A 23,505-nucleotide genomic window follows, 5' to 3' on the forward strand; every position below is an offset into this window, starting at 1 on the left:
TGGAGTGGCGCTACTTCTTGCGAAACAGCGCGAAGAACATCGCATCCGTACCGTGTACGTGCGGCCACAACTGCGCAGTGGTAGCCTGCGGCTGCTTATTATTCGGTGCGTAACCGGGGTCAAGCTCACCGCCCAGTACCGACTCCCCCTGCTCATTGCTCAGGGCAACTGCGCGTAAAGCGCTGGCTGAATCTAGTAGCTCTACCGCACCATCAGCCACAATGTCATTCACAATGTTTTGCGTCTCAGCCATGTGAGGTGAGCAGGTAACATAAGCAATCAGACCACCGGCGCGAGTCACGGTCACCGCCGCGTCAAACAGCTCCTTCTGCAAGGGCAACAAACCAGCAATATCGCGTGGCGACTTACGCCACCTCGCCTCAGGACGGCGACGCAGGGCACCCAAACCTGAACAGGGAACATCTACCATCACACGGTCAAACTGCGGGTTGGGTTCAGTAGCCGCCGGCAGGTTCTTCTTATCGCTCACGGTTGCCGCGATGTCGCGCCCATCGCCCGTCACCACCTTGTAGACGCTACCGCGCAAAGGACGCAAGGACGCGCTCACCAGCTTGGCGCGGTGAGCAGCTGACTCGTTGGCGACCAGCTGAGCCTGACGCTGCGCGCCGATAGTAGCCAGCAAGGCCGCTTTGCCACCGGGGCCTGCACACAGATCAAGCCACAGGGAGTCTTCACCCTCAAGAGGGGCAAAAGCTAGGGCGCGCGCAACCAGCTGCGAGCCTACGTCCTGCGCACGCACAGTGCCCTCACGCACCGACTCTAGATGGCGCAAATCGCCAGAGGAGTACAGCGCCGAGCCTTCCACCAGCTCACCATCAACCGCACCAGCATCACGAGCCTCGTCCAAAGAGCCGATACCGGGCAGCTCCACCAAGTTCACGATAGGGGCGGCGTTATCAGCATCAAGCAGAGCCTCAATTTCCTGCGGCGAACGACCGTGGGCTGCCAGAGCCTGCCTAAAGGCACGTACCACCCAGACCGGGTGTGAAGCGGTCAGCGCCATCTTCTGAATATCGTCAGTTGCCTCAGACTCAATAAGCTCTCGCCACTCTTCGGCGGTCTTCTCAGAAACCCTGCGCAAAACAGCGTTGATAAAGGTTGCCGGCCCCGCACCAATCACCGCACGCGCCAAACCAACTGTCTGGTTCAGGGCAGCATGCGAAGGCACACGCATCGCCAGCAACTGGTGGGCACCCAAACGCAAAGCGGTCAGAATCTTCTGATCGATCTTCTTCAACGGGCGGTCAACGCAATGAGTCAGCACCGCATCATAGTACCCCTGGTTACGCAGGGTGCCGTAGGTCAGCTCAGTGGCAAAGCCAGCATCACGCTGATCCAGGCGATGGTTGCGCATTGACTTGGGCATCACCAGGTTCGCATACGAATCTTCGGTAGCAACCGCCTGCATCACCTCAAAAGCAACCAAACGAGCCGCGTCCGCCTCACGCGCGCGAGTTCTCGGTGCCGAAGTTGAAAAATCACGCTCATGGGACTTCTTGCGGTTGCGCTCGCGCCCCTTAGCATCACGACGCGAAGAATCGTCAGCGCGGTACCCCTGACGGCGGTCATCACCACGATTCGCGCCGGTTCGCCCCTGCCCCGCCCGATTCATACCCGAACGTTGCCCACCGCGGTTCTGGCCGTTCTGCCCACGGTTTGAGTTACCGCCACCGCGGGATGAGTTAAAGCCGCTCATACAAGCACCATTTTCTGTTCGTTGAGTGCTGAACCGGTTCCACGAGCCCAGTCAGTTGCGTTCATCATTTTCTTACCGGCAGGCTGAACCTGAGTCAGTTCCAAAGCGCCATCACCGCAGGTCACAACACACTTTTTGTTGATGATCTGGACGGTTCCGGGGGCTGTGCCCGAGATATCAGCGTCAGAGGGGACGACCATTCCCAGCTTGAACCGCGCGTCCTTGTAGGTACACCAGGCACCGGGTTCGGGGGTCACTCCGCGAGTTTGCGCGAGAAGTTCAGCGGTAGGACGCGTGAAGTCCAGTTTGCCGTCGGCGATAGTTAGTTTGGCGGCGTGGGTGGGTTCCCCGGTCTGTTCGGTGCCGGTGGCTCCTGCTTCGATTGCCTCAAAAGTGCGAGCAAGCAAAGCCCCACCGGTTGCCGCCAGACGCGCCAGAATATCTCCGGCAGTGTCGGTTCCCTCTACGCGGGTAGATTCTTCTACGAAAACCGGACCGGTGTCGAGACCAGCCTCAATACGGAAGGTATTAGAGAAGATTTCGGTCTCCCCCGCCATCAGCGCGCGCTGCACCGGCGCAGCACCGCGCCACGCTGGCAGAGAAGAAAAGTGCAAGTTAATCCAACCCTGAGGCAAAAGATCCAGCGCTGACTGCGGCAAAATCGCGCCGTAAGCAACCACCGCAGCAATATCAGCGCCCAGCTGCTTTACGTCCTCAGCAACCTCACCAGACCACTTGTTCGCTTTGATGACAGGCAGTCCCAGTTCCTCAGCCCGAGCCGCCACCGGTGAAGGAGTCAGCACACGCTTGCGTCCCACCGGTGCATCCTCACGGGTCAGAACACCCACGATCTCAAAACCAGCTTCATGCAAACCCTCTAGCGGAGCAACCGCAACCTCTGGGGTTCCCACATACAAGACCTTATACGTCATTACTTGGCACCTCCCAAGAAACCGAAAGCAGAACCGGCAGGCTTAGACGTTACGCCAGCACCGAAAGACGAAGAAACCTGCGGTGCACGCTCGCCAATAACTGCCGCAGAAACATCGTTGTACTGAGCGGCACGAATCGCGCGCATAATTCGCTTCTTGTCTTCACCCACCACGCGGTCAATGAACATCTTGCCGTAGAGATGGTCGGTCTCGTGCTGCAACATACGGGCGAACAAACCCTCACCCTCGATCTCAACAGGCTGGTTATACATATCAACGCCGATAACCTTAGCCCAGTTTTTGCGCGGAGTTTCACTGCTCAAACCGGGCACTGACAGGCAGCCTTCGCTGCCCTCTTGGTCTTCTTCGCCCACAGTCAGCACCGGATTGATGACGTGCCCCTCACGCCCAGCGATATTGCCGTAGGTAAAAATTCGCTTAGAAATACCCACCTGAGGCCCCGCCAAACCCACACCGTTGACCTCGTACATGGTCTCCAGCATGTCAGCTACCAGAGTGCGTAGCTGCTCGTCAAAAACCGTGATGTCTTCACACTCAGTGCGCAACACCGGGTCACCCACCGTGCGAATCGTCAAAATCGTCATCTTTTTATTTCTCCCACACAATCTTTTACATCTACTTCAACACTAGCAAGGGCATCATGAGGCCTGCGGTTTTTCAACCGAATCAGGCTCAACATCCTCCACCGGGGAGTTCTGCACAGAAGCCGTTTCAACCGGAGAGTGAACCACCGAGGGCTCATTGCCTTTCAGCTCGCCCAGCAAATGCGCTGGTGGCGGAACCACCGGCATTAAGTGATCCCCCAACTCAACATCCAGCTCACGGTTGAGATCCCACACCCGCTTCAGCGCACAAAACTTGTGCCAGTTACTTTTAAGCACCACCGGATTAGCCTGCTGCGGAACCACCTGCGTCTGCCCCAGCGCAACACCCATCAGAATAGGCGCAGTGCTGTAAGCCCACGGCTCCCACACGCCCTCATCAGCATCGACCAAAGACTCTTCAGCTTTAATACCTGCCACCAGCTGCATGACCACCTTATTATCAAGGGGCTTCACACGTCCGCGCTTATCGGTACCCTTAGTTTTGTAGTCAATCACGCACACTCTGCCAGCAATCTCAGCCACCAAATCAAGGGTACCCGCATACCCCACCGTTTCGTTCCAGACAGTTACCTCAGCAGCCAGCGGACGCGGACGCCACGCATCCCACCACTCATCGAAACGGTCAGCGTAGCCCTGCTCGCCGTGTTGCATGAGTAGCTCACGGGTCGCCTCAACCTCGTGGTTTTTACCCATCGCTCGCAAAGCAACACTTTCAGCATAATTATGAACGCGATCGCCTCTCGCAGCCGCCTCATCACGAAAACGTTCTGAAGCGTTGGCGGCATCACGAATAATGGCGAACTTCATCCCCGCAGAATGAGCCGGACGCGACGCCCGAGAATCCTCTAATACCGCCTTAGCAGCCATGTACCCGTGCCAGCCCGCCAAGTCAGTCGCCTGCTGGCCAATAACCGTGGTGATTGAAGGGACCAGCAGCTCGCCGCCCACCCGACGCGCGTACATACGCCCGTGGTCGGTAGCAGAAGCAAGCATAGGTGAAGTCACTTCAGAGAATCCTGACGTCGAAGAAATGAGAGGGTAATACGCCCCGTCAATTATACGCGGTGCCTTAGACCTGCGCGGTGGGTGGCAAGGGTTAGCTCAGCTACTTCTTGTCGCTCACTGGTGCTAGAGTTTCCACTCCTGCAAGCCGTGCGATGCGGCGTCCATCGACTCAACGGCTGATTTCACCCGATCATAGGATGCCTGTGCCGCGATCTCTGAAGCACACCGAGACTCTGCCGGGGCATCAGAGGTGATGCAATAACGGTAAGCGGGGTCATCAACAATTAGGCTCGAAGCCCACTGCAAACGTTCGACCTGCCACTGCTGGTTGGCGTCGCGTCCCAGAACAGCGTTAACCATCAACCCCTCATTATTACCCGGGAAAACCGGAGAAATTTCTGTGACGTTATTGCCCGTACCGTACACGATCCAAGTCTCACCGTGCTTTTCGATAGGTTGAACAGTGTGTGCGTGCTGACCCACGATCACATCAAAATACCCCGAATCAGCAAGCTCGTGGGCAATCTGCACCTGTTGCTTGTTGGGTTGGGTCTGATACTCGGTACCCGCGTGCATGTTCGCTACAACAATATCGGCACCCATCTCACGAGCTTTTTGCCCCTTCTGCTTCATAGCGCGGGCATCGAGCATATCAACTTGCCACCTATAATCGGGTACTTGCTCGTTCAAACCGTAAGTGCCCGTCACAACAGCGACCTTCACACCGTTGGCGGTAGTAAAGATATCGGGAGTTTCTGATTCCTCTGCACTGAGGTTAGTGCCCGTAACACCCATACCAGCAGCCTCAACCGCCCGGTAGGTACGCTCAAGCCCATCAGTCTTCTGGTCAAAAGAATGGTTACTGGCAGTCATACAGACGTCCCAGCCAATATCAGCGGCAGCATCGAGAATCTGTGGCGGCACGTTGAAAGACGGGTAACCGCTAAAAGGTCCTTGTGGTTCAGCCACAACAGTTTCCATCTGGCACACCGCCATATCGGCACGCTCGACGAATGGACGCTGAGCTTTAATGAGGGGCACAAAGTCGAGGTCGGATGCTCCGGTAGCCCGTGCGTCCGCCGCTGCCTGAGACCATAGCAAATTGTGTACTAAGAAGTCACCGGTAAATACCAGTGAGGTGCAGGAATCGCTGAGACACTCGTCCTGGGAGGCAGATGCGGCGACAGTGTTTACTTGCTTTTGGACTGCCGTTTCAGTGGACGCGCCCTGTGTATCTGTTTCTGGTGCGGAGCCAGCGGAGCAGCCCGTAAGCAAGAGAGAAAGGGCAGCGAAACCCACCCAGCGGTTGTGATGGAACATGCTGATACCCCTTTTGTGTGAAACCTAGTGTGTTTCCATCCTAACCTGATACGCCGAGATCCTGATTTAAATCAGGATCTCGGCGGAGGTTTGGGTAAACAAAAGACCCAACCTTTTGAAAGGTTGAGCCTTTATGTGTGCGCGATACTGGAATCGAACTAGACGGAAGGAAATTTTCCGAGCTAGCGAGGAAATAAAAATTTCCTGGAGCGGTCACTGGTTTTACAACCATAAACCACAATCTCCGTATCTTACGTGCGCGATACTGGGATCGAACCAGTGACCCCTTCCATGTCAAGGAAGTGCGCTACCGCTGCGCCAATCGCGCGTGGAGGTGAGGACGGGATTCGAACCCGCGTACACGGTTTTGCAGACCGTTGCCTAACCACTCGACCACCCCACCATTACCCATTGCTGGGTGGCGAAAACTGGTGTTTTCGTGAGAGCGGTTGACGAGACTTGAACTCGCGACATCCACCTTGGCAAGGTGGTGCTCTACCAACTGAGCTACAACCGCAACTCGCACTACTATACACGCCGGGGGTTTGGCGCGCAAACTGTGGTCAGCTTGAGCTGGCGTGTATAGCTGTACGGACGCGGGTGCTGATGATGTGCGAGGGGTCGGCGGACGCGTCCGTTCCAACTCGCCGGGGTTTACTTCGCCTGAAAGTGCCACGAGGGGCACAAAAGCATCCTGGAATGACGCTTTCAGGCGGAGTAAAGACTTTCAGCTATAGAAAACCCCGCATAGTAAGTACGGAGGTTTGGGGTGTTTGTCTACACCCATCACCATCTGTTGGGCGAAAATTGCTTCCTCGCTCGCTCAGGTTTTCGCTCAACAGCCCTAAGATGCACCGTAGCAAGGTGGCGTTCCATCAACTGAGCTATAACCGCATACAACAAAACCCTCGCACACGAAATGTGCGGGGGTTTGTTTTTGGAGCGGTTGACGAGACTTGAACTCGCGACATCCACCTTGGCAAGGTGGTGCTCTACCAACTGAGCTACAACCGCATATGCAATTATCTTGCCTGCGCGATACTGGAATCGAACTAGACGGAAGGAAATTTTCCAAGCTAGCGAGGAAATAAAAATTTCCTGGAGCGGTCACTGGTTTTACAACCATAAACCACAACATCTCGTATCATGCGTGCGCGATACTGGGATCGAACCAGTGACCCCTTCCATGTCAAGGAAGTGCGCTACCGCTGCGCCAATCGCGCATACACTCTTGTATCAAGAGTGTTGCGAGCGGTTGACGAGACTTGAACTCGCGACATCCACCTTGGCAAGGTGGTGCTCTACCAACTGAGCTACAACCGCATGTCAGGCTCGCAGGTTTTGTCCTTGCGGGCTAACAGGTAAATACTATACACAGATTTCGGGGTTGTGCCAAATCTTCGACCCAGGGGTTGTTTTTCGCTTGTTTCCGGGGTTTTTACCGGTTTTTTGTCCTGGCCTCGCGAGGTAGAGCAAAAATTATTTTCTTGCTCTACCTCACATTGACAGGGTATGTGGCAGAAAGTGTTTAGGCATCTTCGCCTGTGAGCCCCTGACGGGCGAGGGCAGTAAGGCGTGAGACTGCGCGGAAGTATTTCTTTTGGTAGCCGCCTTCCATCATTTCGGCGGTGAATACCTCGTCAAAGGGCACGCCGGAGGAAATGATGGGCAGGTCCTTGTCGTAGAGGCGGTCGGCAAGCACCACAAAGCGCAGAGCGACTGCCTGTTCGGTGATGGTTTCAACGTTGCGCCAAGCAATGCCTTCAAGCCCTTCAATGAATTGCCGGTAACGCGAGGGGTGGACGTGGGAGAGGTGCTCGATCAGATCACTGAAGTTATCGACTGACACAGCACCTAAGCCACCGAAGCGTTCTTGCACGGTTGCGTCGAACTCTATCTCGGTCACTGGTGCGGGGGCTGAGGGAAGTCCACGGTGGCGGAAATCCTCGCCGTCGACTCGCAGTACATCGAATTGGTCGGCAAGCACCTGAATTTCGCGTTTGAAGTCGCTGGCTGCAAAGCGCCCCTCCCCCAGCGACCCCGGCAGGGTGTTAGAAGTTGCCGCGATTTTGACTCCTGCATCAGAAAGTTCGCGCATAAGGCGTGATATCAGAACGGTGTCGCCCGGATCGTCAAGTTCAAACTCGTCGATGCAGACCAGTTTGTAGCCGCTGAGTGCGTCCACGGTTTTGCGGAAGCTCATGGCGCCTACTAGGTTGGTGTACTCCACGAAGGTGCCGAAGGCTTTGGGGCCCTCAGCCATGTGCCAGAGGGAGGCCAGCAAGTGGGTTTTGCCCACTCCGAATCCGCCGTCGAGGTAGATGCCATTTTTGGTTGCCGGTGCTTGCGAACCGCCACCGAAGAGTCGTGAGAAAAACCCTCCGCCACCGGAACCGCCAGCACTGTTGATGCTTGCTCCGAAGGCTTTGAGCGCATCCACTGCCTGCTGCTGAGAGGGCTGGTTGGGATCTGGGCGGTAAGTATCGAAGGAAACCTCACCGAAACGTTCAGAGGGGCGAAAACCTGCCAGAAGATCATCTGCTGAAACGTTGGGGCGACGGTCGGTTAGGTGTTCGTAGGCAACCACAGTTCTCATATCTTTCGGAAGGGTTAGAAGGCGCCACCGTGTTGATGGCTGCCATAGTCTCTAGTAATGATTCTAGCTCTGTTACCCCGGTAACTTAGCAAACGGGGAGTAACAGAAGCGTCATTAGAGTTCACATCACCTTTAGGCTTTTACAAAGTTCACATCCCGGTGACCCTGTGTGTTGCGGGGATTGTGCCTAGCCTAGAAGCCACGGCAGTCTAAGAGAGGAACGAAGAGACACGGCTATGGCGAAGAAGAAAAAGGCAGGAGCAGCAACAGCTGCAATCTCTCTGCTCACCAAACAGGGCATTGATTTTCAGGTGCTGGAGTACGAGCACGAGGACGGCAACACCAACTTCGGTGTAGAAGCAGCACAGAAACTGGGGCGAGACCCCGAGCAGGTCTACAAGACCCTGATGATTAATCACGACAAAGACTATGCAGTGGCGATTGTGCCCGTTGACGGCAAGCTAAATCTTAAGAACGCTGCGGCTGCTCTGGGCTGGAAATCCGCGAAACTCGCCGACCCAGCAGTAGCACAAAAGCGCACCGGCTATGTGGTGGGCGGCATTTCTCCACTGGGTCAAAAGGTCGCCCACCCCCCCTTTAGATGAGGGCGCTCAATTATTCGATACGGTGCTGGTGTCAGGCGGTAAACGCGGATACGACGTGGAACTTGCACCTGCTGACCTACTGACACTGACCAGCGGACAGTACGCTGATATAGCGCTCGCTGGCTAGTACCAGCCGCAGTCGAATGTGTACGCCCCGGCTTTATACTTGCCGGGGCTATTTCATGCGTGGCTCTAGCCACTGCATCACAGCACGGTGCCAGCGTTCGGGGTTCACGTTCCATTCTTTGGTGTGCGACCCCTCGGGGAAGGTCACCAGATCTACGTGTGGACTGCGGCGGGCAAGTTCAATCGCCGGTGCCACCGGCACGAAGTCATCTTTCACGCTGTGCATGATAAGAGTGGGTACGCGCAGGTCTTTAGCCCGACGTGTCCATGACAGTCGCTCAAGTTCGATGGGTGCTTTGAGACCGGTGAATGAGCTCCAACGCGGTTTGGAAATCATCTGCACACCCAGCTCGCCGATGCGCAGGGGCAGTTTGTTGAGGTTGCTGTGGTATTCGATGAGCGAGAGCCAGTCTGCTGCCGGGCCGTTCAGTATCAGCGCTCGAATATGCTGTTTGTTGCGGGCGCGGTCGGCAGTCTGCAAGCTAATTGCCCCGCCCATTGACCACCCAAAAAGCACCACGTCATGAGCGCCGTGCTCTAGAGCGTAGTCGATGGCGGTTTCGACGTCCTCCCATTCGGTGAAGCCCAGACCGTAACGTCCGTCGTCTGAGGGAGGTGCCTCTCGGTCGTTGCGGTAGCTCATGTGTAGGGAGATCATGCCCAGCGCTTGGGTGGTGCGTAACGCCCTGAGGGTTTCGGTGCGCTTGGCACCCATACCGTGCACCATGATTGCCCAGGTCTTCGATGCAGGAGCAGAAGGGGCAGACGCTTCGGTTGAGGCATTAGGGCGCACCAACCAGGCGGGGGCGCTGCCCACGGGCAGTTCCAGGAAGATTTCTTCACTCTTGTAACCGGCAAGTTCGGGGGTCGGTGCGACGACTCCGCTCCAGCGTCCGCGCGTTGCTTGTGCGAGGTCTCCGTTGTGTACGCTCATGACTTCGCGCAGTACCGAGGATTCAAGGGGTGAATGGGCGATGATTTCGCCGATGACAGCGAAGGACGTTCCGGCGTTGAAGTACAGCCCGTAGGTGCCCGGTATCTGGGTTTGGCAGGTGGCAGGTAGGCGCACAGAGTTGGGTTGTTCGCCTTCACTGGGGGTAGCGTGAGAGTAGCCTACCCCGAGGATTTTGAGGTTTTCGACGGGGCGTTTGGGTGGTACAACGATTTGTCGGGCGAAGTAGGTGGCGAGCGCTGTGGAGCCTAGCGCTGCGGTAGTTGCTATGCCTGCGCCGATGACAGCACCGGTGCTGGCGCCTTTGAGCCAAGTGCGGATTTCGGGTTGGGGGTGAAGGTGTTCAGAGATTTTGTTCATAAACGCTCCTTGAAATATCAATAAGTTACTGACCAGTAACAAAAATACCACCTGCTGAATTCACCAACCGTAATCGCGCCCACAGGCTATTTATTATTACCTCAGAATACGCCCCACAGAAGACTGCGGAATATCTTCAGTTTGCCTCAGCGTTATGATGAACAAAACCAAACACAGCAAAGAACATAAGGAGCTTGTCATGGCGCACAATGTACCCGGTGTTGGATCCATCGTTAAAAAGTGGGAGGACGTTTTGACCCCCCAGGAGTACCACGTACTGCGTGAAGGCGGCACCGAGCGTCCGCATACCGGTGAATATACCAACACCACAACCGAGGGTGTTTATTCCTGTCGCGCCTGTGGCACCGAACTCTTTCGCTCCACTGAGAAGTTTGATTCTCACTGCGGCTGGCCGTCCTTTTTTGCTCCCCTGGCACAAGATTCTGTGCGCTACATCCAAGACCACAGCTTAGGAATGGTGCGCACCGAAGTGCGTTGCGCAGCGTGCGATTCACATTTGGGGCACGTTTTTGAGGGTGAGGGGTATCAGACCCCTACCGATCTTCGCTACTGCATCAACTCTATTAGTCTGACGCTTATCCCAGCCCAGGATTAACCACACAAAACTCGTTTCCCATCATTTTCTAGCGTGAGACACCATTCATTTTGTTTCTTTTATCGCCAAACCCCCGTGCGTGCACTGTAAGGTGCGTAAAATGGGGGTTTTGCACACGGCACTGATTCTTTGGTGCCCACTAGAAAGTATGCGAGAGGAAGTTACGCCTTAATGCCAGCGGAAAACTTGTCTGTTGTAGGTAGCAACACTGATTTTGGGCTACCTGCTGGCGTGACGATCCCCGAGCTAGTTCCGCTCGATGAACCTTTTGATGGGGTGCCTGCCCTCATTACGAATGAGCGAGGGCTGGCTAGAGCCGCAGAACGTTTAGTTCAGGCAAGCGGCCCGGTAGCGGTTGATACCGAGCGTGCCTCAGGTGTGCGCTACGGTCAGCGGGCTTTTTTGGTACAAATCAAACGCGGAGAATCCGGTGTTATTCTAATTGACCCCGAATGCTTTTCTGATTTAGGCATTATCAATGTTGCTCTTTCGCATACCGAATGGGTACTGCACGCAGCAGGTCAAGACCTGGTGGCGTTAGCTAAGTTGGGGATGCAGCCCGATCAGCTCTTCGATACTGAGCTAGCAGGACGCCTAGCGGGGTTTGAACGGGTTGGTTTGGGCACCGTTGTTGAAAAACTTCTGGGCTATAAGCTAGCTAAAGAACACTCCGCCGCTGACTGGTCGCGTCGCCCCCTACCCAAGTCTTGGCTGAACTACGCGGCTCTTGACGTTGAGATTCTTACCGATTTGCGGGATGCTTTCGAGGATGTCTTGCGTGAACAGGGTAAATGGGAATACGCTCTGCAGGAATTTGAGTACTTGCGGTTGCACCCGGTCAAAGAAAAACGTAAAGATCCCTGGCGCAAAACCAAAGGTATTCAGCGGCTTAAAAACCGCCGTCAGCTTACAGCACTGCGCAATCTCTGGCTGGAACGCGAACATTTAGCGCAGAAAAAAGATGTTGCGCCCAAAAAACTTCTGCCCGATGCTTCGATCATCGAAGCGGCTTATTCTATGCCCTCAAATGTACCGGCAGTGCTGAGTATTCCTGGGTTCCAAACCCGTGCTCTCAAGCGCGAGGCACCGCGCTGGGTACGTGCTATTGTTTCTGCGCGTAATGACAAAGAGCCGGTACCTTACACTACCCCGGCTGAGGGACCCCCGCCGCTGAAAGCCTGGGAGGTTAAGCGTCCGCTCTCTGCCCAGTTGATCGCACCGGCGAAAGAGGCAATGGCGGCGCTCTCTGAAAAACACTCCATTCCAACGGAGAACTTGTTGACCCCCGAAATTTTGCGCCGAGTTTGTTGGGATCCGCCCGTTAATGCTCACAGTATCGCTGATGCTCTGAGACAGTTGGACGCGCGCCCCTGGCAGGTTGAACTCGTCACCCCCGTGCTCTCCCCCATCTTCAATGCAATTCTGGGAGAACACCGCTAAAGACCACCTGCGACTTTACCAACCGTAAATCTCGCAGCGAATGACCTATAACCTCACAGGAAGAAAGCAACCATCATGGACTCAAACTGCTGTATCTCGCGTAGAACTGCTCTCGGCGCCACCGCTGCCGCAACCACCCTACCACTAGCTGCCTGCGGTGGTTCAGATGATTCAGCCGGTGGCACCTCGTCCATCAAACACCCTGAGGTGACCGCACCCATCGATATGATTGCAGCTGATGAGGTGCCAGTAGGTAGCGCTGTCAAAGCTGTCGCTGAGGGGGTGGTGCTAATGATTGCCCAGCCCACCGAGGGTCAGTTCATTGCCTACTCGTCAAACTGCACCCACCAGGGCTGCGTCCTGAACGTGCAGAACAACCTGCTGGCGTGCCCCTGCCACGCTTCCCAATTCGCCCTTGCAGACGGTTCGGTCACCGGTGGCCCCGCCCTCGATACTCTGCCTTCTTACCCCACTAAGGTGGAGGGCGGACGCGTCATCGTCGGCTAATATGCCAACCACAGATCAAGGCTGGTTGCCTCTTCAACCGTGAAGGGTAACCAGCCTTATTCTTAACTAACGGGCTGAAATTCACTGTTGAAGTGCGAAAAGTTCCTCTACAGCGTACGCACGATCGTCATTCAAGAAAGACCGCCTAAAAGAAAACTCGATAAAATACCAAGGCTCTCCTCATTGACGCTCACCTATAGCACATGGCGATGGGGCGCAAAAAGTGTAAGCATAACTACAGCTGACCAGAAAATAAGGGGGGCTATAAAACGGTGCTTGCAAGAGACGCTGGGACTTTCACCACAAAGAAAACCACGTTGAGAAGGGTGAACAGCATCATTAGCCGCCGCAGGGTTGAGCGTATGACACCCATCTTCTGAGGGGTTAGATATTTAAGCTCATTCTTCAGTTCGTACCCGGTGCTTTTGACGGGTTTCGGGTACAGCAGCGACATTAATATATAGTCTCGGGCACCGCTTATTTTCTCGGTAGCGGTGCCCCACCGCCTAAGTTTTTACTCGATAATATCAATAGCGCTGGTGTTAGTGTGCTTGGGTTTTTCGTCCTTGCCGCGGGCGAAAGGAACTTTCTGACCTGAGAGCTGCGCCAGAAGATCCGAGGTAATCTGCTCGGGGTTGAGCCCCACCTCATCAAGGATTTCCTCACGCGATGCGTGCTTAATAAAGTCAGCGGGCAACCCCAGCTCGTTGAGGGCAGTATCAACACCTGCGGCGCGCATTTCCTGGCGGATACGTGAACCCACACCACCGGCGCGCACACCGTCTTCGAGGGAAACCACAATGCGGTGTTTAGCGGCTTCTTCAATAACGCTGGCGGGCACGGGCATGACCCAGCGGGGGTCAATGACGGTTACGCTCACCTCGTGCTCTTCCAAACGGGAAGCGACATCCAGCGCCAAACGAGCGAAGGCTCCTACTGCAACGAGCAGAACATCTTTCTGATCAGTTTCGGTGTGCGCCGTTCCGCCGCTGTAGAGAACATCCACACCATCAGAATAACGCTTGATTGAGGGAATCTCATCGCCCACTGAGCCTTTGGGGTAACGCACCACGGTGGGCGCGTTATCAATGGCAACAGCCTCTCGCAATTCTTCACGCAGGGTGGCAGCATCACGAGGGGCAGCCAAGTGAAGCCCCGGAATGAACTGCAACAGGGAAAGATCCCACATACCGTGATGGGAGGCACCATCGGGCCCCGTAACACCTGACCGGTCAAGAACAATCGTCACTCCCGCCTTATGCAGGGCAACGTCCATCAGTAGCTGGTCAAAACCACGGTTGAGGAAGGTCGCGTACAGGGCAACCACCGGGTGCTGACCACCGTAGGCAAGACCTGCACTCATGGCGATAGCGTGCTGCTCAGCAATGCCCACATCAATTACCCGTTCGGGGTGAGCAGCAGCCATCTTGTGCAAGCCCACCGGAATCAACATTGCTCCGGTAATGCCCACAATGTCAGCGCGCTCGTCCGCAATGGTCTTAATTTCTTCGGCAAAAACGCTGGTCCAGGACGCAGCGCTGGAACTCTTGATACCCTTACCAGTCGCCGGGTCGATAACGCCTACCGCATGGAACATATCATCTGCGTGAGCAACTGCCGGGGCGTAACCGTGCCCCTTTTCGGTCATAGCATGCACAATAACGGGACCAGCAAAGTTCTTGGCAGCTTGCAAAGCATCAATCACAGCTTCTTGATCGTGACCGTCGATGGGGCCAACATATTTCATGCCCAAATCTTCGAAGAGTCCACCGGGCACCATCACGTCTTTGATGCCAGCTTTCATACCGTGCAAACCGCGGTACAGTGCCTGGCCGGGGCGTCCACCCGACTGCAGACCGCGGCGGATTGCATCCAGTGCCTTGTCATAGCGACGGTCAAGACGCACCTGGTCGACCTTGCTCTGCACCTCAGCTTTGAGGGCAGTCAGGTGGTTGGCGAAACCGCCAATAGTGGGTGCGTAGGAGCGCCCGTTGTCATTAACAATGATGACTACACGGCGGTTCTTATCAGCGGCAATGTTGTTAATTGCCTCCCAGGTCATACCACCGGTGAGGGCACCATCGCCTACCAGTACCACAGTGTAGCGCTCAGATTCACCGTTCATAGCATGGGCGCGAGAAATACCGTCAGCCCATGAAAGAGAAGAGGACGCGTGCGAGGACTCCACGATGTCGTGTTCAGATTCAGCACGCTCGGGATACCCCGACAGACCACCTTTTTGGCGCAACGTCTCAAAGTCTTGACGACCGGTCAGGAGCTTATGCACATAGGACTGGTGACCGGTATCAAAAATAAAAGAGTCGTGAGGGGAGCTAAAAACCCGGTGCATGCCAACAGTCAGCTCAACAACACCCAGATTCGGGCCGAGATGACCGCCGGTTTTAGCAACATTATTGACTAAAAAATCGCGAATTTCGTGGGCAAGCTGCTTCAGCTGATCAGTGCTGAGAGAGTTCAGATCGCTTGGCTGTTTAATGCTGTCTAGAAGCCCCACGGCACATTCCCTTTCAACGGACTCTTGTGCTGAATTCACGAAGCTCTTGCGGGTCTTTCACATCTTTTGATTCAACACGTATTGCAGTCTAACTAACTTTACCGGTTGACCTTAGTATTTGACGATTTTTACGGTAGACAGCACCCTTCTATCGATGCTTGCCCCGCAAACTAGCAGCAGCTGTGTAGGGTGGTGTGACATGAGCATCCGTTACCCCTCCTCTCTCGGCGATAGACGCCCCAGCCGTGAAGAGCTGCAAAATTTTGCTAACGCAACCATTGATGACCGTCTGCCACCGCCCGGTACTCCCCTGCGACTGCTAATCGTCGGTATCAATCCCGGTCTGTGGACGGCCGCAGTCAATGCGCCCTTCGCCTACCCCGGTAACAGGTTTTGGCCCTCACTTGACCGCGCGGGAATCATCAGCCCCAGAGTGGACGCTTCACGCGGGCTCAGCGATGAAGTGGAAACCCAGATGGAACGCTTAGGGATTGGCATTACCAATATGGTGGCTCGCGCTACTGCTCGTGCGGATGAGCTCACCAAAGAGGAGCTGCAAGCGAGCGTCCCGCGACTAATAGAACTGACCCACATCTATCAGCCGCAGGCACTAGCCATAGCCGGTATCACTGCCTACCGTACCGCTTTCAACCGGAGGAAAGCGACGCTCGGTGAGCAGGACGCGTCCTTCATTGAGGGCTGGAACCCCGCGACCTCGCTGTGGGTAGTACCCCAGCCCAGCGGACTCAACGCCCACGAAAACATTGATTCTCTGGCTGATAAATGGCAGCAGGTCTGGCTCAGTACAAGCCCGTAGACTCGCTATCACCCCAAAAACCTTAAAACACAACGAAGGGGGCTCCCACCGATGATGGTGGGAGCCCCCTGTCATCTGCTGTTACCAGCTACCGGCTCAAGTGCTGGTGGACGTTCGGATCAGGAACCGCGAACCAGGTTACGCAGAACGTACTGCAAGATACCACCGTTGCGGTAGTAGTCAGCTTCACCTGGGGTATCGATACGCAGAACAGCATCAAACTCGGTAACCTTGCCGTCTTCTGCGGTTGCAGTAACCTTCAAGGTCTTGGGGGTGGTGCCCTTGTTCAGCTCGGTAACACCCGCGATATCGAAGGTTTCGGTACCGGTTAGACCCAATGACTCGTGTGATTCGCCGTTGGGGAACTGCAGGGGCAGAACACCCATACCAATCAGGTTTGAACGGTGAATACGCTCGAAGGATTCAGCGATAACAGCCTTGACGCCCAGCAAAGTGGTGCCCTTCGCTGCCCAGTCACGTGATGAACCGGTGCCGTATTCCTTACCACCAAGAACAACCAGCGGGGTGCCAGTTGCCTTGTAATTCTGAGCTGCATCGTAGACAGTAGTCTGCTCGCCGCCGTTGGTGAAGTCGCGGGTGAAACCGCCCTCAACACCGTCCAGCAGCTGGTTCTTGATGCGGATGTTCGCGAAGGTACCGCGAATCATAACCTCGTGGTTACCGCGACGTGAACCGTAGGAGTTGAAGTCCTTACGCTCTACGCCGTTTTCGATCAGGTACTTACCAGCAGGGGTATCTGACTTGAAAGAACCAGCGGGTGAGATATGGTCAGTGGTGACCGAATCGCCCAGCTTCAGCAGAACACGTGCTCCGGTGATGTCCTCAACCGGGGTGGTCTCCATGGTCATACCCTCGAAGTACGGGGGCTTGCGCACATAGGTGGAGTTAGCGTCCCACTCAAAGGTTTCGCCGGTGGGAGTCTCCAGTGACTGCCAACGCTCGTCACCATCAAAGATGGTGCCGTATTCCTTGTTGTACATTTCGGTATCAACAGAAGAATCGATGATGCGCTGAACTTCAGCCGGGTCGGGCCAGATGTCCTTGAGGTAGACATCCTTGCCGTCGGCGTCCTGCCCCAGGGCGTCCTTCTCGAAGTCGAAGTCCATGGTGCCAGCCAGTGAGTAGGCAATAACCAAGGGAGGGGATGCCAGGTAGTTCATCTTCACGTCGGGTGAGATGCGCCCCTCGAAGTTACGGTTACCTGAGAGCACCGCGGTGACGGAGAGGTCGTTGTCCTGAATAGCCTCTGAAATTTCGGTTTCCAGCGGACCTGAGTTACCTATGCAGGTCGCGCAACCGTAACCTACAACGTAGAAGCCGAGCTTCTCGAGTTCAGGCAGCAAACCAGCCTTCTCGTAGTAGTCGGTAACAACCTTTGAGCCCGGTGCGATAGAGGTCTTAACCCAGGGCTTAGCGGTCAGACCCTTAGCTGCTGCGTTGCGTGCGAGGACGCCCGCAGCAAGCATGACTGAGGGGTTTGAGGTGTTGGTGCAGGAGGTAATCGATGCGATAGAGACTGCACCGTTTTTAAGCTCGAACTCGCGTCCGTCGCTCATTGAAACGTGAGCTGACTTCTCAGCCTCACCCTTTGCGGCGTAGTTTTCAATATCTGATGCGTACTGCTTCTTCGCCTCGGTCAGCTCAATGCGGTCCTGAGGACGCTTGGGACCAGCGATAGAGGGTACGACGGTGGAGAGGTCAAGCTCAAGGTACTCGGAGTACTCAACTTCGATGGAAGGATCGTGCCACAGACCCTGTTCCTTGGTGTATGCCTCAACGAGAGCTACCTGTTCCTCGCTGCGACCGGTCAGACGCAGGTAGTCAAGGGTGACCTCGTCGATGGGGAACATCGCTGCGGTTGAACCAAACTCGGGGCTCATGTTACCGATGGTTGCGCGGTTAGCCAGAGGAACCTGTGAAACACCTTCGCCGTAGAATTCAACGAACTTGCCCACAACGCCCTGTTTACGCAGCATTTCGGTGATGGTCAAAACCACGTCAGTTGCGGTTGCACCTGAGGGGATTGAGCCGGTGAGCTTGAAGCCTACAACCTTAGGAATCAGCATGGAGACGGGCTGACCCAGCATCGCTGCCTCAGCTTCGATACCGCCAACGCCCCAGCCCAGAACACCCAGACCGTTAACCATGGTGGTGTGTGAGTCGGTGCCCACAACAGTATCGGGGTAAGCGCGCAGAACGCCGTCTACCTCGCGAGCCATGATGGTACGTGCCAGGTACTCAATGTTGACCTGGTGTACGATACCCATGCCCGGGGGTACTACCTTGAAGTCATCAAATGCGGTCTGACCCCAGCGCAGGAACTTGTAGCGTTCGCCGTTGCGCTGGTATTCGATGTCCATGTTGCGGGTAATCGCGTCTGCGGTACCAAAAGCATCAATCTGAACAGAGTGGTCAATCACCAGCTCTGCAGGTGCCAGGGGGTTAATCTTTGAGGGATCGCCACCCAGTTCCTTCACAGCTTCGCGCATGGTTGCAAGGTCAACAACACAGGGAACACCGGTGAAGTCCTGCATGATGACGCGGGCGGGAGTGAACTGGATTTCGGTGCTGGGCTCAGCCTTAGCGTCCCAGTTTGCAAGAGCCTTAATGTGCTCAGCGGTGATGTTCGCGCCATCTTCGGTGCGAAGCAGGTTCTCCAGCAGAACCTTCAAAGCGTAGGGCAGCTTTTCGTAGCCTTCGACTGACTTGAGTCGGTAAATTTCGTATTCGGTACCTTTGACGTCTAGTACGCCTTTTGAACCGAAGCTATCCACAGTGCTCATATTGCGTGGGACTCCTTCTCGACACTGTTACTAGTCAGGCCTTGGCATCGTTGCCTCTAAAAGTGCTCTGCGCAGTACTGCGCGCAGGTGTGATGCCCATCTTAGAGACAGTCTGACACCAAGCTTTCAATACCAGTGTACTCTGAGTCACCCAAAAACACATTTCAGGGTAAAAAATCCGACACATTGTGTCTTAAAAACTAAAAACCAACCCCCGTTTGCCTCGTGCGAGACAGTAACGAGTGTCGGTTTTCAAGCCGCCTAGAGAATCGTGGTTAGGAAGCCCTCGCGAACAGGGCTACCGTTTCAACATGGTGGGTGTTGGGGTACATGTCGAAGGCGCGCAGATCGAGTAGCTCCCAGCCCAACTCACGCAGGTAGCCGGTGTCACGCCCCAAAGCGGCGGGGTCACACGCCACATAGACCAAGCGCTGGGGGTCGAGCTGATCAATCTGCTCTACAACCTTTTTGCCTACACCTTCGCGCGAAGGATCAACAATCACTGCATCAGGCTTTTTAGCCTTGCCCGCAGCAACCTGAGGCAACAAACGCGCCAGGTGGGCGCCCACGTCCGCTTTCACGGTTTCGATGCGGGTGTCTGCTGATTCTTCAATACGAGCGCGACCCGACTCAAAGTTATCGCGGGCGTTCGCTGCGGTCACCGGTGAACCTTCAACCGCCAGTACGTAACCGGTGGGACCAACTTCGAGAGCGGCGATAGCAGCGAAAAGACCGGCACCGGAATAGAGATCATAGACACTCTCGCCGTCGGTGAGCTCAAGCAGCTCTGATACGGTCAGCCCCAGCGCTTCGGGCGCTGCCGGGTGAATCTGCCAGAAACCACCGTTGCCCACGCGCCAGGAGAGGGAGATGTCATCGATGTCAAGTTTCTCAGTCACCTGCGGGTTTTGACGCTGGGCACCGCGCACTACATCGGCAGGACGCTCACCGCGGCGGCGTCCGCCCTGACGCTCGGAGGTAAAGACGAGGGTAATTTTTTCTTCTTTGAGGCTACCCCACAGTTCTTCGGCTTGGACGGTCACTGCATCAGCTACTGCCTTTTGAGAGGTTCCGGCGCGCACGGTAAAGCTCAGCAGGATTTCCCCGGTAGAAGAAACTGTGGCGTCCACTCGGCTGATGTTCTCAAGTTCTAAGCGGTGCAGCTGCAGACGGTTGACCGCCGGGTGCGCCAGAGGGAAATCCTCTACAGCAACTGCCCCAGAAGAAGAATGGGGGTACATGCCGATGCGGTTACCCGAACCGGTAGCAGCCACATCGAAATGGACGCGGGTACGCCAGCCGGTATCGCCACCGGGCAGCTCTTCCACGCGCAAAAGTTTCAGCAGGGCGTTCGAAGCGGGTACTTTGCCCAAACGGGTGAGCTGCTCGATGACCACCATCGTTTTGAGTTCGCGCTGGTAGACGGGGTCAAGGTGAGCAAACTCCATGCCGCCGATGGGCGATTCGCTGCGTAGTGCATCCGCAGGTACCCAAGGGTGGGTACGGCGGTGTTCGCTGGGGTCAAGGACCTCTACAACATCGGCAAAGAAGAAACGGTTTTTGGGACCCGCACCGGTAATGCGTGCTCGCACTGTCTCACCGATAGCGCCGTGGCGTACAAAAATCACGCGCTCGTTGTAGCGAGCAACGAAGGAACCACCGTGCGCTACAGCGTGCGGAGTGAGTTCAACGATGGAGCCAACCTCCACAGTGGTATCGGGGGTCAGGGGGTTTTCTTGGGGTGAAGTCACAGGTATCTACCTTCGAGGTTGGTGAAAAAGTTTAGGGGCGGGTTGATGAAGAAATCTGCCAGGGAACAGAGGCGACCACAATACCGGGTTGTCTACGCAGCCGCGCCTTGAGCCGGTGGACGGTGCGGCGGTGCAAGATTCTCTCCCACCAGTGCGGCACCACGTATTCGGGTAAGTAGACAATGATGACGTCGCGCGGGCTTTCGGTGCCCTTACGCTCAATATACTCCATAAAAGGCGGTACGGAGTCGCGGTAGGGCGCGTCCAAGATGGTGAGCGGCACAGGTAGCTCTAAAGATTCCCAACTGCGCTGAGCCTGTTTAACGCGAGACGAATCTTGATTAACCATCACCGCTTCGATCGTTGCCGGGCGGGTGGCACGGGCGTAGGAGATAGCGCGCATAAGCGGTTTACGAACGCGCTGCACAAAGACCACAGCGTGTACACGAGCGGGCAGAGTTTTTTGCTGGGCAAGCTCAGCTGAATCACTCGGTAGTTCAAGGTTCTGGTTGATGGAATCGTAGTGGTTTCGCACGCTAAGCATCGCTTTCGAGAGCACAAGGATAAGAATGAGAGTTACCCACGCGCCCTGGGTAAACTTGGTCAGAATCACCACACCCAGCGCTAAAGCGGTGGCAGTGAAACCGATGAGGGTAACGATAAAAGGACGTATCAGGCGGACGCGTTTAGTGGCGTTAAGGGTGAACTTTAGTTCGCGAGCGCGTACTTTAATGATTGCTGCCTGCGTCATGGTCATCGAGAAGAACACGCCCACAATGTACATCTGAATGAGGGTGTTGAGATCTGCCCCTATGAGGGTAATGAACATCAGGGTGCAGACGCCCAGCAGTATTACACTTTTGGCGAAGAGGGTAGGGGACGATTGGGCGCGCAGTTGTACCGGTAGGTAGCCCTTTTCTGCGATGGCGGCAGTGAGCAAGGGAAAGCCGGTAAAAGCCGTGGTTGCCGCCATAATCAAAATAGCGACTGTGGTGAGCATCAGTACGGTGGGCATGAGCGCATCATCGTAGATTGTCTCTGCCATTTGCATGAGTACTGGTTGCTGATAGAACCCCTCGGGCACAGGTTTGCCGTCGATGCGCAGCTGTGAAACATCCATGACCGTGCGCACGCCGGTTTCCTTGACGAGGTAGAGCACTCCGGTGAGTAGGATCGCTGAGATGATTCCCATGCTCATCAGGGTTGATGAGGCATTTTTGACGGTGGGACGCTCGAAGAACCGCACTGAGTTCGACATCGTTGATACGCCGGTAAGGGCAACAGCACCCGATGAGAAGGTGCGCGCCAGCAGAAGGAATAAACCGGCTCCTGCCAGGTGTGGGTCAGTACCTTGCTCGGGCACGATCTGCCAGTTGCTTGATACTGACTGACCGAGAGTGCCTGCCAGCGATTTACCGTAACCCACCGTTATCGTAAAACCGATGGCAATGAGGAACAGGAGCAAGGGTAGGTAAGAAATTTTTTTCAGAAAGGTAAGACCGCGCAAGCACAGCAGCATGACCAACACAATCAGTGCTGCTGTCACCCACAATGACTTATCACGAAGGGCAGGAAAGGCCGAGAGAATGTAACTACTGGCAACTGCCAGTGACACCGTCACTGTTAGCATGAAATCCACCATGAGTGAGGCACCCACTGCCACGCCGGTGCGGGCACCCAGTCGTTTGTTCACTAACTCGTAGTCTCCGCCCTCTGCAATGGATGAGAGGTTATAACGGTACGTGCCAATCACAACCAGCAGTACCAGGGCAATGGCTGCGCCCACCCAGGGAGAAATGATGAGCGCACCGCTGCCAGCAAGTGCCAGCATCATCACAATCTCATCAGGGGCGTAAGCCACCGATGAGACGCCGTCTGAACCGAAAAGCCCTAGCGCTCGTCGTTTAGAAAGCGCCAAAGAACGCACTTGCCGACGATCAACAAGTGAACCCAAGAATAAGCGCTGTAAGCGCTCCACAGTACCTGCCACAGCTAATAACCTAGTGCCATTTTCTGCTTTTGCGAAAGTGCGCGCGCCCAAAACGCTGGCGGCGGTGACCAAAGTAGCATTGAGCGGGGATACACTTAAAGGCGCATTGATAACGGCACCGGTTAGAGAAAGGGTGTGCAGCTATGCCGCACTTCGTCATTATGGGGGCAGGACGCGTGGGCGTTATGCTGGCGCACACGCTGGAGGACTCCGGTCACACCGTGGCGATCATTGACCAAGATGACCGGGCTTTCCGCCGTTTACGCAAAGATTTTACGGGTAAGAAAGTAACCGGTGTTGGTTTTGACCGTGACACCCTCAAACGTGCCGGTATTGAAGAGGCTTACGCTTTTGCCGCAGTGTCGTCCGGCGATAACTCCAACATCTTGGCGGCTCGTGTTGCCCGCGAAACCTTCAAGGTTGCCCATATTGTGGCACGTATTTATGATCCCAACCGAGCAGAATTCTTCCAGCGGCTCGGCATTCCCACGGTTGCCGCTGTGCGCTGGAGCACCGATCAAGTGCTACGCCGCCTACTTCCAGAACAAGCAATGATCGGTGACTTTCGAGAGGCATCGGGCAGGCTCATGCTGGCAGAACTGCAACTTGACCCCGGCTGGACGGGGCACGCACTGCCCGATATCGAAGCGGCGTCCGGGGTGCGCATTGCTTACATCACCCGTTTTGGTGAAGGTATCTTGCCGCAGCCTGACACCAGCTACCAGCAGGGCGATATTGTACACGCTATGCTGCGCACCGAAGAGATCAACGAAATCTCCCGAATACTAGCCACTGCCCCGGCAGAAGAATCTAACTAACGTCCAAA

The 23,505-nt window shown here is 55.5% G+C and carries 16 protein-coding genes, 6 tRNA genes and 1 pseudogene; 6 read left to right on the plus strand and 17 right to left on the minus strand.

Annotated features, from left to right (window positions below; genetic code table 11):
* Nucleotides 1-10: 10 nt before the first annotated feature.
* The 12 genes from JR346_RS06170 to zapE form a co-directional block, all read right to left on the minus strand.
* Complete coding sequence (locus JR346_RS06170) at nt 11-1,717, minus strand: RsmB/NOP family class I SAM-dependent RNA methyltransferase (RefSeq protein ID WP_240333889.1); 1,707 nt, start codon at nt 1,715-1,717, stop codon at nt 11-13.
* Nucleotides 1,714-2,649 carry a methionyl-tRNA formyltransferase gene (gene fmt, locus JR346_RS06175; RefSeq protein WP_205481969.1) on the minus strand — a complete coding sequence of 312 codons (936 nt, stop codon included), beginning with the start codon at nt 2,647-2,649 and terminating at the stop codon, nt 1,714-1,716. The genes JR346_RS06170 and fmt overlap by 4 nt, the downstream gene beginning before the upstream one ends.
* Nucleotides 2,649-3,254: a peptide deformylase gene (def, locus tag JR346_RS06180; RefSeq protein WP_205481970.1), complete on the minus strand. Its 606-nt coding sequence runs from the start codon at nt 3,252-3,254 to the stop codon at nt 2,649-2,651. Before def ends, fmt begins: the two co-directional genes overlap by 1 nt.
* 54 nt (nt 3,255-3,308) lie before the next feature.
* Nucleotides 3,309-4,280, minus strand: coding sequence for a PD-(D/E)XK nuclease family protein (locus tag JR346_RS06185; RefSeq protein WP_240333890.1), 972 nt, complete (start codon nt 4,278-4,280; stop codon nt 3,309-3,311).
* 123 nt (nt 4,281-4,403) lie between these two features.
* Nucleotides 4,404-5,600, minus strand: coding sequence for a CapA family protein (locus tag JR346_RS06190; protein WP_205481971.1), 1,197 nt, complete (start codon nt 5,598-5,600; stop codon nt 4,404-4,406).
* A 256-nt stretch (nt 5,601-5,856) separates the two neighbouring features.
* A tRNA-Val gene (locus JR346_RS06195) sits at nt 5,857-5,928 on the minus strand.
* A gap of 1 nt (nt 5,929) precedes the next feature.
* A tRNA-Cys gene (locus tag JR346_RS06200) sits at nt 5,930-6,003 on the minus strand.
* A gap of 41 nt (nt 6,004-6,044) precedes the next feature.
* Nucleotides 6,045-6,117 (minus strand) — tRNA-Gly (locus JR346_RS06205).
* 421 nt (nt 6,118-6,538) lie between these two features.
* Nucleotides 6,539-6,614 (minus strand) — tRNA-Gly (locus tag JR346_RS06210).
* Between the two features lie 137 nt (nt 6,615-6,751).
* A tRNA-Val gene (locus tag JR346_RS06215) sits at nt 6,752-6,823 on the minus strand.
* 27 nt (nt 6,824-6,850) lie between these two features.
* Nucleotides 6,851-6,923 (minus strand) — tRNA-Gly (locus JR346_RS06220).
* A 205-nt stretch (nt 6,924-7,128) separates the two neighbouring features.
* Complete coding sequence (gene zapE / locus JR346_RS06225) at nt 7,129-8,187, minus strand: cell division protein ZapE (RefSeq protein WP_240333891.1); 1,059 nt, start codon at nt 8,185-8,187, stop codon at nt 7,129-7,131.
* A gap of 245 nt (nt 8,188-8,432) precedes the next feature.
* On the opposite strand from zapE, the pseudogene ybaK reads away from it, so the two are divergent.
* Nucleotides 8,433-8,928, plus strand: a pseudogene (gene ybaK, locus JR346_RS06230) (Cys-tRNA(Pro) deacylase).
* A gap of 48 nt (nt 8,929-8,976) precedes the next feature.
* On the opposite strand, the gene JR346_RS06235 reads toward ybaK, so the two are convergent.
* A complete protein-coding gene (locus JR346_RS06235) occupies nt 8,977-10,239 on the minus strand; it encodes a S9 family peptidase (RefSeq protein ID WP_205481973.1) in 1,263 nt (420 codons plus the stop codon).
* A gap of 199 nt (nt 10,240-10,438) precedes the next feature.
* On the opposite strand from JR346_RS06235, the gene msrB reads away from it, so the two are divergent.
* The 3 genes from msrB (at nt 10,439) to JR346_RS06250 (ending at nt 12,802) form a co-directional block, all read left to right on the plus strand.
* On the plus strand, nt 10,439-10,855 hold the full coding sequence (msrB, locus tag JR346_RS06240; protein ID WP_205481974.1) for a peptide-methionine (R)-S-oxide reductase MsrB: 417 nt from the start codon (nt 10,439-10,441) through the stop codon (nt 10,853-10,855).
* Between the two features lie 171 nt (nt 10,856-11,026).
* The gene (locus JR346_RS06245) at nt 11,027-12,295 is read left to right on the plus strand and encodes an HRDC domain-containing protein (RefSeq protein ID WP_205481975.1); all 1,269 of its coding nucleotides are present in this window, start codon (nt 11,027-11,029) and stop codon (nt 12,293-12,295) included.
* A gap of 75 nt (nt 12,296-12,370) precedes the next feature.
* The gene (locus JR346_RS06250) at nt 12,371-12,802 is read left to right on the plus strand and encodes a Rieske (2Fe-2S) protein (RefSeq protein WP_205481976.1); all 432 of its coding nucleotides are present in this window, start codon (nt 12,371-12,373) and stop codon (nt 12,800-12,802) included.
* 514 nt (nt 12,803-13,316) lie between these two features.
* Here the strand turns inward: JR346_RS06250 and dxs are convergent.
* Nucleotides 13,317-15,317 (minus strand): 1-deoxy-D-xylulose-5-phosphate synthase, encoded by a 2,001-nt coding sequence (gene dxs, locus JR346_RS06255; RefSeq protein WP_204876224.1) that lies wholly within the window; start codon nt 15,315-15,317, stop codon nt 13,317-13,319.
* Between the two features lie 199 nt (nt 15,318-15,516).
* Here dxs and JR346_RS06260 point away from each other — a divergent pair, with 199 nt between their 5' ends.
* The gene (locus JR346_RS06260) at nt 15,517-16,134 is read left to right on the plus strand and encodes a mismatch-specific DNA-glycosylase (RefSeq protein ID WP_205481977.1); all 618 of its coding nucleotides are present in this window, start codon (nt 15,517-15,519) and stop codon (nt 16,132-16,134) included.
* 119 nt (nt 16,135-16,253) lie between these two features.
* On the opposite strand, the gene acnA is transcribed toward JR346_RS06260, so the two are convergent.
* From acnA to JR346_RS06275, 3 genes are all read right to left on the minus strand, one after another.
* On the minus strand, nt 16,254-18,938 hold the full coding sequence (gene acnA, locus JR346_RS06265; protein WP_205481978.1) for an aconitate hydratase AcnA: 2,685 nt from the start codon (nt 18,936-18,938) through the stop codon (nt 16,254-16,256).
* A 275-nt stretch (nt 18,939-19,213) separates the two neighbouring features.
* Nucleotides 19,214-20,689, minus strand: coding sequence for a class I SAM-dependent RNA methyltransferase (locus JR346_RS06270; protein ID WP_205481979.1), 1,476 nt, complete (start codon nt 20,687-20,689; stop codon nt 19,214-19,216).
* A 31-nt stretch (nt 20,690-20,720) separates the two neighbouring features.
* A complete protein-coding gene (locus JR346_RS06275) occupies nt 20,721-22,679 on the minus strand; it encodes an APC family permease (RefSeq protein WP_205481980.1) in 1,959 nt (652 codons plus the stop codon).
* Between the two features lie 143 nt (nt 22,680-22,822).
* On the opposite strand from JR346_RS06275, the gene JR346_RS06280 reads away from it, so the two are divergent.
* Nucleotides 22,823-23,497, plus strand: a complete 675-nt coding sequence (locus JR346_RS06280; protein WP_205481981.1) for a TrkA family potassium uptake protein — start codon at nt 22,823-22,825, stop codon at nt 23,495-23,497.
* Nucleotides 23,498-23,505: the final 8 nt, after the last annotated feature.

The organism is Rothia sp. ZJ932 (assembly GCF_016924835.1).
Lineage (GTDB): Bacteria > Actinomycetota > Actinomycetes > Actinomycetales > Micrococcaceae > Rothia.